This window comes from Ruegeria sp. ABV3_008 (genome assembly GCF_056161185.1).
Genome location: NZ_JBSWYP010000014.1, coordinates 99,149 through 111,272 on the forward strand (window position 1 = coordinate 99,149; position 12,124 = coordinate 111,272).

Genomic DNA, 12,124 nt, shown 5'->3' on the forward strand with positions numbered 1-12,124 from the left:
CCTACCCTTTCACGTACAAAGGAACCCGCTGAGCGAACTCGGCCCCTGTATGATCGCGAGCGACCAGACGGATATTCCAGTTCCCCTTGCCCAGCGTCGCAGGCGTTGCATAGGCAAGCCCGTCAAAGGTGAAATCGGGCGAGAAATCATCGCGCACATGGGTTGCGCGGCCCACGACGGCCTGCAACTCGGCCACTTGAACCGGCGCTCCGGTGGCGTCGGTGATGTGCAGGATCAGCAGACCGCCCGTGTTTTCTGCACGTACTTTCCAACCCAATGCCTGATGCTCCTTCAGACGGTCGTTGAACTCCTGACTTGCAACGTAGGAGTTTTTGACCTCCAGCCCCGGGAAGGTTTTGACCGCGCTATAGGCCAAGATCAGGTTCACCGTGATGATCACACCAAAGGCACATACGAACACCGCAAGGGCGTGTTTACCGGTGAATTTCCGCTCGGACATGATCAGTTCCCTCGTCCGTTGAAGCTTGTGTCTTTATAGGCGCGTTCGCCGCTGTCGATATCCTCAACCCAGATCCGGACGGCGGACGTATCCGCACGCGCAGGCCCCGTGTCAGGCGCCGCCGTAATGTAGACGCGTACCAGTTGCGCGGTATCGGGGGCTACAGTTACAGTTTGCCCGTCAACGCCTTCGATTTCCAGTAACATGGCCGGATCGCCGGTTAGAGACAGATTGAACGGACGTTCTTCGCCATGTTTGTTGCGCAGGCGCACGTCGTAGGTGTTGCGGATGGTGCCGTCCGACATAGTAACAAAGGTCGGATTGCGCACAGGCGCGACCGTCAGGTCGATATCGGACCGGATGAACAGGGCAAACAGCAGCGCGAAACCGACCAGAGACCACAACGCGGTGTACATGATCGTGCGCGGACGCAGAATGTGCTTCCAGATATTCTTAGGTGGCTGACCTGCGCGCTCATGCGCCTCATCACTCAGCGCCATATAGTCGATCAAACCCCGCGGTTTGCCGATCTTGGCCATCATGTCGTCGCAGGCGTCGATGCAAAGGGCGCAGGTGATGCACTCCAACTGCTGACCATCGCGAATGTCGATACCAACGGGGCAGACATTCACACAGGCCATGCAATCGATGCAATCACCCAGCTCGGAATCGGCCGTGCGCTTACCTTTGCCGCGCGGCTCACCGCGCCATTCGCGGTAGCCGACGACCAGAGTGTCCTCGTCCATCATCGCGGCCTGAATGCGCGGCCAAGGGCAAGCATAGATGCAGATCTGTTCGCGCGCGAAGCCACCAAATAAGAAGGTGGTACCGGTCAGGATCAACATGGTCGTGTAGGCGACGGGGTGTGCGTTGCCGGTCACCAGATCCCGCAGAAGGGTCGGCGCGTCGGCAAAGTAGAAGACCCAGGCCCCGCCGGTTGCGAGGCCGATCAGGAACCATGCGGTCCATTTTGTCAGACGCAAACGGGCCTTGCGGAGGTCCATTTTCTTTTGCCGATGCAGGCGCAAGCGGGCGTTGCGGTCGCCTTCAATCCAGCGTTCGACCAGAATGAAAAGGTCGGTCCAGACGGTCTGCGGGCAGGCATATCCGCACCACACCCGGCCCAAGGCCGATGTGAACAGGAACAGGCCAAGGCCGGCCATGATCAGCAGGCCCGCAACAAAGTAGAATTCATGCGGCCAGATCTCGATCCAGAAGAAATAGAAGCGGCGGTTGGCCAGGTCCAGCAGCACAGCCTGATCCGGCAGGCTGGGACCGCGGTCCCATCTGATCCATGGGGTGACGTAGTAGATCCCCAAGGTCACAATCAGGATAATCCATTTCAGGTTCCGGAACGGACCTGAGACACGCCGAGGAAAGATGGGTTCTCGGGCGGCATACAAGCTGGGGGCGGGATCGGAATCGCTCACTGGCTGGCTCCAAGGATGGGTCTTATGGAAGTGTGTTCTTCCAGATCATGGACGCGCAAACATTGACATGGGTCAAAACGCGCATCGGACAAACACCTTTTACCGCGCGTCACCCGCCTGCCGCCTTAGCCAGCTGACAAAGGTCTTTACTGCCGGCCTAAGAGGCGTTTTGGCCGTCAAAACGTGGTATCCGCTGCTTTCCGGCTCAGTATGGAGCTCGACAAGGCGGCCCGCCTTGATGTCCTGCTCGACGAAATGTCGCACCGTAGCCGTGACGCCCTGCCCCGCACGCAGCCCTTCAAGCAGCAAGGTCCCCGGCAGCGAGATGCGCCGCCCCTGTGGCGGGTGATCCACCCCACGTCTGGCCAGCCATGTCGAGGCCTCGGTGGTTCCGAACTCTTCCAGCCAAGGCAGCTGGCTCAACTCTTCCGGCGTCCAACCCGATCGACCGCCCAGCAGGCTGGGGGCCGCGACGACAACAAAAGGGGTTTCAAGCAGCATTTGGCAGTCCACACCGGGCCACCCCCCGGACCCGTACCTGATCGCGACATCGACGCCGCCCGGCGTCAGTTCCACCAGATGCGGAGAAGGGTCGATCGTCAGGCTGATTTCAGGGTATTTGGCCTGAAATTCCGGCAATCGCGGCATCAACCACGAGGCGGCGAAGGTTGGTGTCAGAGACACGTGAACCGGACGGGCGCTGCCTGCGCTCATCACCTCTTCCACGGCAGCGCCGATTGAGCCGAACCCAAGCTGCACCGCACGCGCCAGATGCGCGCCTTCGGGTGACAGGGAAAGCGACTTTCCATCGCGCCGGACCAGAGCCACACCCATGTGCTTCTCCAGCACGCGCAACTGCTGGCTTATGGCAGCATGGCTCACATTCAGCGCAGCACCTGCCTGCACCACACCACCCTTTTCGGCAAAGGCCGAAAAAGCGCGAAGGGACGAGAGTGGAGGCAGTTTCAACCAGTTCATATGTAATCCTAGCTTACATATAGAAATAGCAATTGGCTCGCATCCTGTACAGGGAAACATCATCCTTGATGCATACAGAAAACGCGAAAGGAAAGCGCCATGCTGAGTGTTTTTGCGAAATCGTTCATGACCGCGACACGGATCAACGAGCCCCATCTCAGGGACGCACCAAAACTAGCCCGCAACAAAGCGCGCTGGTTGCCCGAGCATCATTGGTGGAGGAAACACCCGCGCACGGTCGATCTTGAAGACCTTTGAAACGCGGTCTGTTCTGGATTGGCCAATGGCCCTATGATGGTTTTGGAAATAGGCACCGGCTGTTCAGGAAACGCGCGAACAGATGGAACAGCCGGTGCCGGGACCTGGGGTCAGCAAGCCGCCCCAAGGTATTCTTTTAGCCTTACTGACCGCCACCCAGTTGGTGGACATAGGCGGTCACGGCACGGATCTGCGCCTCGGTCAGGCGGGTATCCCAGTTGGGCATCACACCAAAGCGGCTATAGGTCACCGTCTCAGTGAGGGCCTCTTCGCTGCCGCCATAGAGCCAGATGGCATCCGTCAGGTTTGGCGCGCCCTGGAAGACGTCGCCTTTGCCGTCCTCGCCGTGACAGGCGGCACAATTGTCTTCGAAGACAACCTTGCCTGCCTGCGCGGCCGCATCATCGGTCTGCGCATTGGTCAGCGACATCACGTACTGAACCACCTGAGTGATTTCTTCGCCTTCGAGGATCTCACCAAAGGCCGGCATCTCGGAATAACGCGCATCGTCGCTTTCCTCGTTCCGGATCCCGTAGCTGACGGAGAAGTGGATATCCTCCATCGTACCACCCCACAGCCATGCGTCATCCAGCAGGTTCGGGAAGCCCGTCGCGCCCTGCGCGCCCGAGCCATGGCACTGCGCACACCAGGTGCGGAACACGGCGCTGCCTGCGTTGACGGCATATTGCTGCAACTCAGGGTCTGCCGAGATTTCCTCGAGCGGGGTCTCGACCAGCTTGGCGTTCCACGGGGCGTTGGCCTCTTCGAACGAGACCAGCTCCTGCTGGACTTCGGCCCGAGATGACCAACCCATGACGCCTGCCGTTGCCGACTGAACCAGTGGCCATGCGGGATACATGATCGTGTAAATTACACCCCAGAAGATCGTGGCGTAGAAGGTCCACAGCCACCAGCGGGGCATCGGGTTATCAAATTCTTCGATGCCGTCCCAGCTATGACCGGTTGTATTCGGGTCACCCGGCTGTTTTTCAGGTGTCTTAGTCATTTCCGCGCCTCCTCGGATGTGGCGGGTTGGTCTTGCTGCGGTGCGGGTGCATCAACGTGCCGGAAAGGGATGTTGGCTGTGTCGCTGTATTCCTTGCTGGCGCCTGGGCGGAACACCCAGATGATGATGCCAACAAAGAAGGCGAACAGCAGAAGCAACATCCAGCTATCTGCAAACTGCCTCAGGAGAGTATATTCTTCCATTGCACCCTCCCTCAGCGGTTTGCGTCAGGCGTGAAGGTCGAGAAGTCGACCAGCGTACCCAGCATCTGCAGATAGGCGATCAGCGCGTCAGCCTCGGTCAGGTCGGATTGACCATCGAAGTTACGCACGTTGACCTTGTCACCGTAGCGCTCCAGCAGCCCGTCATAGTCGCTGTCGGGATCGGCCTGAGCGCGGAAGTCGGCTTGCGCGTTCTCCAGCATCTCGTCGGTGTACGGTGTACCGACTACCGCGTTTGCCGCCATGATATCGCCGATATACTTGCCGTCGATCTTGCGGTTTTCGAGGAAGCCATATTTCGGCATCACCGATTCCGGCACCACCGATTGCGCATCGCGCAGGTGGCGTACATGCCAATCGTCCGAGTAACGGCCGCCGACACGTGCCAGATCAGGTCCGGTCCGCTTGGACCCCCACTGGAACGGATGGTCATACATCGACTCGGCCGCCAGCGAGTAATGGCCATAACGTTCGACCTCGTCCCGCATGGGGCGAATCATCTGGCTGTGGCAGACATAGCAGCCTTCGCGGATGTAGATCTCACGGCCCGCCATCTCGAGAGGGGTGTAAGGGCGCATGCCCTCCACCTTCTCGATGGTGTTCTCAAGATAGAACAGCGGGGTGATCTGAACGATGCCACCGATGGTCACGACCAGAAAGCTGAAGATCAGCAGAAGGGTCGCGTTGGTCTCAAGCACTTTGTGTTTGTCAAGAATTGCCATTGCTCCGGCCTCCTTTATTCAGCCGGGACTGCGACGGTCAGGCTGGCCTCTTTGGCCGGTGCCTTACGCACAGTCATCCACAGGTTGTAGCACATGATCACCGAGCCAGCGAGGAATAGAACCCCACCTAGACCGCGAACCACATACATCGGGAACTTGGCGGCAACGGTGTCAGCGAACGAGTTCACCAGGAAGCCGTTGGCATCCACTTCGCGCCACATCAGGCCTTCCATGATACCGGTGACCCACATCGACGCGGCATAGAGAACGATGCCGATCGTGGCGAGCCAGAAGTGCCAGCTGACCATCTGCAGGGAATACAGACGCTCACGCTTCCAAAGGACAGGCACCAGATAGTACAGCGCACCAAAGGTGATCATGCCGTTCCAGCCCAGCGCGCCCGAGTGTACGTGACCAATTGTCCAGTCGGTGTAGTGGCTGAGCGAGTTCACCGCACGGATCGACATCATCGGACCCTCAAAGGTGGACATGCCGTAGAAGCCGACCGAGATGACCATCATACGGATGATCGGGTCGGTGCGCAGCTTGTCCCATGCGCCCGACAAGGTCATCAGACCGTTGATCATACCACCCCAGGACGGCATCCACAGTACGATCGAGAACACCATGCCCAGCGTCGAGGCCCAGTCAGGCAACGCAGTATAGTGCAGGTGGTGCGGACCGGCCCAGATATACAGGAAGATCAGCGCCCAGAAGTGGATGATCGATAGCTTGTAGGAGAATACGGGACGTTCGGCCTGTTTCGGGATGAAGTAGTACATCATGCCCAGGAAGCCCGCAGTCAGGAAGAAGCCCACAGCGTTGTGGCCATACCACCACTGGATCATGGCATCTTGCACACCCGACCAGACGATAACCGATTTCGAACCCCAGATGCTGACCGGGATGGTCATGTTGTTGACCAGATGCAGCATCGCGACAGTCACGATAAAGGCCAGGTAGAACCAGTTGGCCACATAGATATGCGGCTCTTTCCGTTTGATGATCGTACCCAGGTAGACAGCCAGATAGGCGACCCAAACGATGGTCAGCCACAGGTCCACATACCATTCAGGCTCGGCATATTCCTTGGACTGCGTGCCACCCAGAACATATCCGGTCGCTGCCAGAACGATGAACAGCTGATAGCCCCAGAACACGAACCAGGCCAGGTTTCCGCCCCAAAGGCGCGCCGCGCTGGTGCGTTGGACCACGTAGAACGAGGTCGCGATCAGAGCGTTACCGCCAAAGGCAAAAATTACCGCAGAGGTGTGCAGCGGACGCAACCGCCCAAAGTTCAGATAGCCTTGCGCCCATTCGAAGTTGAGCGTCGGAAATGCCAGCTGGAACGCAATAAAGGTTCCCGCCAGGAACCCGACCACGCCCCAGAAGGCAGTTGCGATCACGCCGTAGCGGATCACGCCGTCCATGTACTCGCCCGAGTGATCGACAAGAATATCTGGCTCATCCGTGTTTCGAAGCGTCCAGATGAACAGACCACCGGCGATGATCATCACCAGTATCGCATGCACCTGATACGCCAAATCGCGTGCATAATTGGACCCGATCGCGGCAAACAGCACGATCAGACCAAGCACGATCAGCTTGATGTAATTCGACATATTGCGTCCCTTTACCCTGCCCTGCGCGATTTACGTGCCGCACAGAACCTTTTTGACTGTGGTTCGTAATGTAGAAGAACGTCCTCTGCCGCTTTGATCTGAGTCAAGACAATCCGTTGTTTTCTGTGACACCCATAGTCAAGTGGAGGGGCGCTGGTCGCATTGGATCGGCTGCTCGAAAGACGAGGTCGATATGGCTTACAAATCAATTCTCACAATAATGACGGAAACTACGAATGCGCAGGCAGCACTGTCTCAGGCGGCGGCATTGGCCGAGGCGCAGGATGGTCATGCCGAGGCCTTGTGCCTGGGTGTCGATCGCAGTCAGACAGGGTATTACTACGCCGGGGCGAACGCACTTATCCTTCAGGAAACCCTCAGCCGGGCCAATGCCGAGGCCGAAGAGTTGCTTAGCTATGCCGAGGATTTTCTGGGAAAAACCGGTGTGCGGTGGTCGGCCGAAAACGGAGTCGCCCAGATCGCGGACATAGGACGCCACGTTGCCCATCGGGCGCGGTTCTCGGATTTGGTTGTCCTGCCTCACCCGTATGGCGAGGGGCGCGGTGCCGAGGCGGAACCAATTGTCGAAGCCGCAATGTTCGAAGGTCACGCTCCGGTCATGGTCGTCCCAAACGCGGGGCAACCTGTTTCGAAGCCCATGAACATCATGATCGCCTGGAACGAAAGCGTCGAGGCCATGCGAGCGGTGCGCTGCGCCCTGCCGTTTTTGAAAGACGCCGATCTGGCGCGTATCGTGGTGATCGACCCGCCACGGCATGGGCCCGACCGCTCTGACCCGGGTGGCATGCTGTCCCAGATGCTCGCGCGGCACGGTGTCCGGTGCGAAATCGAAGTCCTCAGCAAAACCATGACCCGGGTGTCGGACATTCTGAACCGCCACGCTATGGACACTGAATCAGACATGATTGTCATGGGCGCCTACGGCCATTCTCGCTTTCGCGAAGCGATCCTTGGCGGTGCCACGCGCAACATGCTGGAACAATCCGCTGTACCAGTCTTCATGGCGCACTGATCGCGTGCTGACCCGAACAAAAAGCCGCCCTGCGGGGCGGCTTGATCACCTTGGCATATGCCTGTCAGGTGGCGTCGCTAAACCAAGAAACCTCCGTCCGAGTCATCCCCGGCCTCTTCCATAAGGCGACCCAGATCGGGGATGGTCACGTGGCGCTTGCCTTCCAACACGATAACCTCGTCCTTTTTCAGGGCCGAGATCTGTCGGCTCACCGTCTCAAGTGTCAGACCGAGGTAATCCGCCATCGCCTCACGCGTCAGCGGCAGGTCGAACACGAGCGGGCCTGACAGCCCTTTCTGCGTGATCGACGCATCCCGGCGCGCAATGATCGAAAGCAGGCTGGCGATCTTCTCCCGCGCCGTCTTGCGGCCCAGAACGAGCATCCATTCCCGCGCTGCGTCCAGCTCATCCAGAGTCATCTGCAAAAGCCGATGCGCGATATGAGGAGTCTCACTCAACAACCCTTCGAACGGCTTCTTGCGAAAGCAGCACATCACCACATCCGTGGTGGCCTGAACGTCATATGGCGCAGAATCACGTCCGGGACGCCCGACGAAATCGCTGGGCAGCAGCAGACCCACCATCTGGGTCCGCCCGTCCTCCATCGTCTGGGTCAGGGACGCGATACCCGATACGACCGAGCCGACAAAGTTCATCTGATCGCCGGACCAGATGATCGTCTGACCCGCTTCGAAACTGCGATAATATTTAATCTCTTCAAGGGACTGTAGCTCGTCCGCATCGCACCGGGCACAGACGGCTCGATGACGAATCGGGCATTCATCACAGTTGGAATGATCAAACTTTAGCTCTACTGACATTCGCTTTCCTACTTGATCTCTATCAAAGCAACCAAGACTTGGGTCCCTTAAAGGTATCTCCATGATAGATAAATCACAATTGGCAAGGCTTGGACTTTTTGACGCGAAGGTGCCTCGCTACACCAGCTACCCGACCGCCCCCCATTTCAGCAATGACGTGGGGGCTGATCTTTTTGGTGACTGGATCGCCCGGATTAAACCCGGCAGCGCCATCTCGCTCTATGTTCATGTCCCCTTCTGTCGGCGTCTATGCTGGTTCTGCGCCTGCCGCACGCAAGGCACGCAAACCGACAGCCCAGTTGTCGCCTATGTGGACGTACTGAAGGCCGAGCTGGACCTGTTGGCCGCGCGCCTGCCCGAGGGGGTGGTTCTATCTCGCCTGCATTGGGGCGGTGGCACCCCGACCCTGCTGAATGCCGACCTGATGCGCGATCTGGCGCGCTACATTCTGGATATCGTGCCGCTAGGGCCGGATGCCGAGTTCTCGGTCGAGATCGACCCGAATGAGATTGACGAAGCGCGGCTGGATGTCCTCGCCGAAGCGGGCATGAACCGCGCCTCGATCGGGGTGCAGGATTTCGATGATGAGATCCAGAAAACCATTGGGCGCATCCAAAGCTACGACACCACGCGGGATGCGGTGGATATGATCCGCGCGCGAGGGATCACCAGCCTGAATGCCGATATCCTGTTTGGTCTGCCACACCAGACCAAGGCGCGGATGACCGAAAGTGTGCAAAAGCTGTTGTCGCTCAGCCCGGATCGCGTCGCGCTCTACGGCTATGCCCATGTTCCATGGATGGCGAAACGACAGCAACTGATCCCGTCCGAGGCGCTGCCAACGCCCGAGCAGCGTCTGGATCTTTTCGACACCGCCCGCCGCCTGTTCATGTGGGACAACTACGCCGAGATCGGAATCGACCACTTCGCAACGCAAGAGGACGGGCTGACCAAAGCGTTGAAAGCGGGCCAACTGAAACGCAACTTCCAAGGCTATACCGATGATCAGGCCGAAGTTCTGATCGGCGTCGGTGCAAGCTCGATCTCGCGCTTTCCGCAGGGCTACGCGCAAAACAACCCCGCGACCTCGGCTCATACAAAGGCAATCCGCGACGGTCAGTTCTCGACCTCGCGTGGGCATGCGTTCAAGGGACAGGACGTGCTGCGTGCCCGCTTAATCGAAGCGTTGATGTGCGATTTTCGGGTCGACTCGGCCGAGATCCTGCGCAGCCATGATGTATCCATCGCAGAGCTGAACAAGATGTATGCCGAGGTGAACGCAAGATTTGACGGCCTTTTGCGATTCACCGAAGACGGGCTGTTCATCCCGCCCGAGGCGCGTGCTTTGACCCGAATGATCGCGCGCAGTTTCGATGCCTATGACCTGAGCAAAGCCGGACATAGCTCTGCGATCTGACCTTGGGTTTCAGGGTCGGGTTTCGGCACCTCCAAGCCGATCCCGAACGGGGGCTTGACGCAACACTGGTGTTTTCTCCACACTCGGGGCGTGGGTCTTCGATCAGATCCACAGCCCGAGGCAGGCAAATCCGCAGACAAACCATGCCAACGCATTTGCGCAAGGCAGCCCCTTTCGTGCAGCCACTCTGCAACCTGAAAGAGGGACAGCACATATGCGCGTTTTCACCGTCCTAGGCCCCAGTCAATCGGGCAAATCCACTCTGGTCGAGGCCATCAGCCGCCTCGACGGGCGCCCGACAACATTCGACATCTCCGGAACCGTGCATTTGCACGGTTTTTCTTATTTGGACGAACCGTGGTGTGCGGTTGACGTGGATGGCGGCGGCGATGCGCTGGCCTATGTGGGACCAGCCATGGCGATCTCGGACGCCGCCGTGGTCGTCGTCCCGCCAGACCCCGATGCGGCCGTACTATGCGCGCCGTACCTGCGGCTCGTGGAAGAGGCAGGCATTCCTTGCTTTCTGTTCATCAACAGAATGGACAACCCCAATGGCCGTATCCGCGACATCATCGCGGCCTTGCAGACCTATTGCACCCATCACATCGCCTTGCGGCAGGTCCCGATCCGTGACGGCGATACAATCATAGGCGCGGTCGATCTGATCTCGGAACGCGCTTGGAAGTATCAGGAGGGCCAGCCCTCGGCCTTGATCGAACTGCCTCAATCCGTCGAGGACCGTGAACAGGAAGCGCGTACTGAATTGTTGGAAACGCTCTCGGATTTCGATGACCATCTGCTGGAGCAGCTTATAGAAGACAAGCAGCCCCCTAGCGCCGAGATTTACGATCTGGCCGCTCAGGTCCTGCAAAATCATCAGCTGATTCCGGCCTGCCTGGGGGCCGCGCAACATGGCAATGGGCTCACCCGCTTGATGAAAGCGCTGCGACACGAAGCGCCCGAGTTCGATATCGCCGCCGGCCGAGATGAGGCCGCGGACAATGCACGCGCGATTGCGGGCTTTGCCGATGTGAAGAAACATATTGGCAAGATCACCGTGCTGCGCGGGCTGGGCGATGGTGTCAAAGCGCATGAAGCACTTGGGGGCGAAACGGTCGGCAATTTGACGAGCCTCGACGCCAAAACACAGATTGGCGCGTTGGAGGCCGGACAAATCGGGCTTGCAGTTAAGTCTGACCACCTGAACCCCGGATACATATACGACAGCCGTTCGGCTACGCCACTTCCGGATTGGGCGTCTTCGCACCCAGTTGCGCATCGGCAGGTCGTCTCACCCGCGCATGAGCGCGACGACGTACGCCTATCAAACGCTCTGAGCCGTTTGGTCGAGATCGACCCGGGGTTGCATATGGAACAAGACGAGCTGAGCGGTCATTCCGTACTGGGTTCACAGGGTCCGCAACATATGCGGCGCGTGACGGCAAAGCTGCTAGAGGATTTCGGGATCGAGATCGAAACCGACCCGGTCGAGACCGCCTATCGCGAAACCATCCGTACGCCGGTCGAACATCGCCACCGTCATCGCAAGCAATCGGGCGGCGCCGGACAATTCGCCGACGTTGTGATCTCGGTCGCGCCTCTACCCCGTGGCTCGGGCTTTCAATTCGAAGAGGTTGTGAAGGGCGGTGCGGTGCCGAAGAACTACATCCCATCAGTGGAGCACGGGGCCAAAGACGCTTTGGTACAAGGCCCCGAAGGCTTCCCGGTCGTGGATGTCAAAATCACCCTCAACGACGGCAAACACCACAATGTCGATAGTTCGGACTACGCGTTCCGGACGGCGGGCAAGAACGCAGTGCGTGAGGCACTGCCGCAGGCCAAGCCCGTGGTACTGCAGCCGATTCTCACGGCCGAGATTCATCTGCCGTCTGATTTCGTCGGAGATCTGGTTCCCACGATCAGTTCGCTACAAGGGCAGGTTTTGGGGTTCGAGGGCAATCCGAATGCCTCAGGTTGGGAAATCTTCAACGCCCAACTTCCCGCCGTAGCACAGGATGAGTTGCACCGAACTCTCGCCAGTGCCACGCGGGGAACGGGGTGGGTCAATCTGAGCTTCGATCACTATGAAGAGCTTCGCGGACCGGTCCCCAAATCCGCCGATCGCGAGAAAGCCAGCGCCTGAAGGAAACGCGAGG

12 protein-coding genes are annotated in these 12,124 nt (G+C 58.9%); 4 read left to right on the forward strand and 8 right to left on the reverse strand.

What is annotated here, in order from left to right; all coding sequences use genetic code 11:
- Nucleotide 1: 1 nt before the first annotated feature.
- The 3 genes from ACXAH8_RS20240 to ACXAH8_RS20250 form a co-directional block, all read right to left on the reverse strand.
- Nucleotides 2-460: a FixH family protein gene (locus ACXAH8_RS20240; protein ID WP_475220375.1), complete on the reverse strand. Its 459-nt coding sequence runs from the start codon at nucleotides 458-460 to the stop codon at nucleotides 2-4.
- 2 nt (nucleotides 461-462) lie between these two features.
- Nucleotides 463-1,890: a cytochrome c oxidase accessory protein CcoG gene (gene ccoG / locus ACXAH8_RS20245; protein WP_475220376.1), complete on the reverse strand. Its 1,428-nt coding sequence runs from the start codon at nucleotides 1,888-1,890 to the stop codon at nucleotides 463-465.
- A 99-nt stretch (nucleotides 1,891-1,989) separates the two neighbouring features.
- Nucleotides 1,990-2,868, reverse strand: a complete 879-nt coding sequence (locus ACXAH8_RS20250; protein WP_475220377.1) for a LysR family transcriptional regulator — start codon at nucleotides 2,866-2,868, stop codon at nucleotides 1,990-1,992.
- A gap of 99 nt (nucleotides 2,869-2,967) precedes the next feature.
- Here ACXAH8_RS20250 and ACXAH8_RS20255 point away from each other — a divergent pair, with 99 nt between their 5' ends.
- The gene (locus tag ACXAH8_RS20255; protein ID WP_475220378.1) at nucleotides 2,968-3,126 is read left to right on the forward strand and encodes a hypothetical protein; all 159 of its coding nucleotides are present in this window, start codon (nucleotides 2,968-2,970) and stop codon (nucleotides 3,124-3,126) included.
- 142 nt (nucleotides 3,127-3,268) lie between these two features.
- Here ACXAH8_RS20255 and ccoP read toward each other — a convergent pair whose 3' ends face one another.
- From ccoP to ccoN, 4 genes are read right to left on the reverse strand one after another with little or no spacing between them, the layout of a single operon-like run.
- Nucleotides 3,269-4,132 (reverse strand): cytochrome-c oxidase, cbb3-type subunit III, encoded by an 864-nt coding sequence (gene ccoP / locus ACXAH8_RS20260; protein ID WP_475220379.1) that lies wholly within the window; start codon nucleotides 4,130-4,132, stop codon nucleotides 3,269-3,271.
- A complete protein-coding gene (locus ACXAH8_RS20265; RefSeq protein ID WP_475220380.1) occupies nucleotides 4,129-4,335 on the reverse strand; it encodes a cbb3-type cytochrome c oxidase subunit 3 in 207 nt (68 codons plus the stop codon). The genes ccoP and ACXAH8_RS20265 overlap by 4 nt, the downstream gene beginning before the upstream one ends.
- Nucleotides 4,336-4,346: 11 nt before the next feature.
- Nucleotides 4,347-5,075, reverse strand: coding sequence for a cytochrome-c oxidase, cbb3-type subunit II (gene ccoO / locus ACXAH8_RS20270; RefSeq protein ID WP_170375411.1), 729 nt, complete (start codon nucleotides 5,073-5,075; stop codon nucleotides 4,347-4,349).
- A 14-nt stretch (nucleotides 5,076-5,089) separates the two neighbouring features.
- On the reverse strand, nucleotides 5,090-6,697 hold the full coding sequence (gene ccoN, locus ACXAH8_RS20275) for a cytochrome-c oxidase, cbb3-type subunit I (protein ID WP_475220381.1): 1,608 nt from the start codon (nucleotides 6,695-6,697) through the stop codon (nucleotides 5,090-5,092).
- Nucleotides 6,698-6,890: 193 nt separating this feature from the next.
- Between ccoN and ACXAH8_RS20280 the strand changes: the two genes are divergently transcribed.
- On the forward strand, nucleotides 6,891-7,730 hold the full coding sequence (locus ACXAH8_RS20280) for a universal stress protein (protein WP_475220382.1): 840 nt from the start codon (nucleotides 6,891-6,893) through the stop codon (nucleotides 7,728-7,730).
- A 77-nt stretch (nucleotides 7,731-7,807) separates the two neighbouring features.
- Here ACXAH8_RS20280 and fnrL read toward each other — a convergent pair whose 3' ends face one another.
- The gene (gene fnrL, locus ACXAH8_RS20285) at nucleotides 7,808-8,551 is read right to left on the reverse strand and encodes a transcriptional regulator FnrL (RefSeq protein WP_475220383.1); all 744 of its coding nucleotides are present in this window, start codon (nucleotides 8,549-8,551) and stop codon (nucleotides 7,808-7,810) included.
- Nucleotides 8,552-8,612: 61 nt separating this feature from the next.
- On the opposite strand from fnrL, the gene hemN reads away from it, so the two are divergent.
- Both hemN and ACXAH8_RS20295 read left to right on the forward strand, forming a co-directional pair.
- Nucleotides 8,613-9,968, forward strand: a complete 1,356-nt coding sequence (gene hemN, locus ACXAH8_RS20290) for an oxygen-independent coproporphyrinogen III oxidase (RefSeq protein WP_475220384.1) — start codon at nucleotides 8,613-8,615, stop codon at nucleotides 9,966-9,968.
- A gap of 214 nt (nucleotides 9,969-10,182) precedes the next feature.
- Nucleotides 10,183-12,111: an elongation factor G gene (locus ACXAH8_RS20295; RefSeq protein WP_475220385.1), complete on the forward strand. Its 1,929-nt coding sequence runs from the start codon at nucleotides 10,183-10,185 to the stop codon at nucleotides 12,109-12,111.
- The last annotated feature ends 13 nt before the right edge of the window (nucleotides 12,112-12,124 follow it).

Bases quoted from the DNA above. Each gene is read 5' to 3' on its own strand.
- ccoN (WP_475220381.1), bottom strand. From the start codon at position 6,697: ATGTCGAATTACATCAAGCTGATCGTGCTTGGTCTGATCGTGCTGTTT.
- ACXAH8_RS20255 (WP_475220378.1), top strand. From the start codon at position 2,968: ATGCTGAGTGTTTTTGCGAAATCGTTCATGACCGCGACACGGATCAAC.
- ACXAH8_RS20265 (WP_475220380.1), bottom strand. From the start codon at position 4,335: ATGGAAGAATATACTCTCCTGAGGCAGTTTGCAGATAGCTGGATGTTG.
- ACXAH8_RS20240 (WP_475220375.1), bottom strand. From the start codon at position 460: ATGTCCGAGCGGAAATTCACCGGTAAACACGCCCTTGCGGTGTTCGTA.
- ACXAH8_RS20295 (WP_475220385.1), top strand. From the start codon at position 10,183: ATGCGCGTTTTCACCGTCCTAGGCCCCAGTCAATCGGGCAAATCCACT.
- ACXAH8_RS20250 (WP_475220377.1), bottom strand. From the start codon at position 2,868: ATGAACTGGTTGAAACTGCCTCCACTCTCGTCCCTTCGCGCTTTTTCG.
- ccoO (WP_170375411.1), bottom strand. From the start codon at position 5,075: ATGGCAATTCTTGACAAACACAAAGTGCTTGAGACCAACGCGACCCTT.
- fnrL (WP_475220383.1), bottom strand. From the start codon at position 8,551: ATGTCAGTAGAGCTAAAGTTTGATCATTCCAACTGTGATGAATGCCCG.
- ACXAH8_RS20280 (WP_475220382.1), top strand. From the start codon at position 6,891: ATGGCTTACAAATCAATTCTCACAATAATGACGGAAACTACGAATGCG.
- ccoP (WP_475220379.1), bottom strand. From the start codon at position 4,132: ATGACTAAGACACCTGAAAAACAGCCGGGTGACCCGAATACAACCGGT.
- hemN (WP_475220384.1), top strand. From the start codon at position 8,613: ATGATAGATAAATCACAATTGGCAAGGCTTGGACTTTTTGACGCGAAG.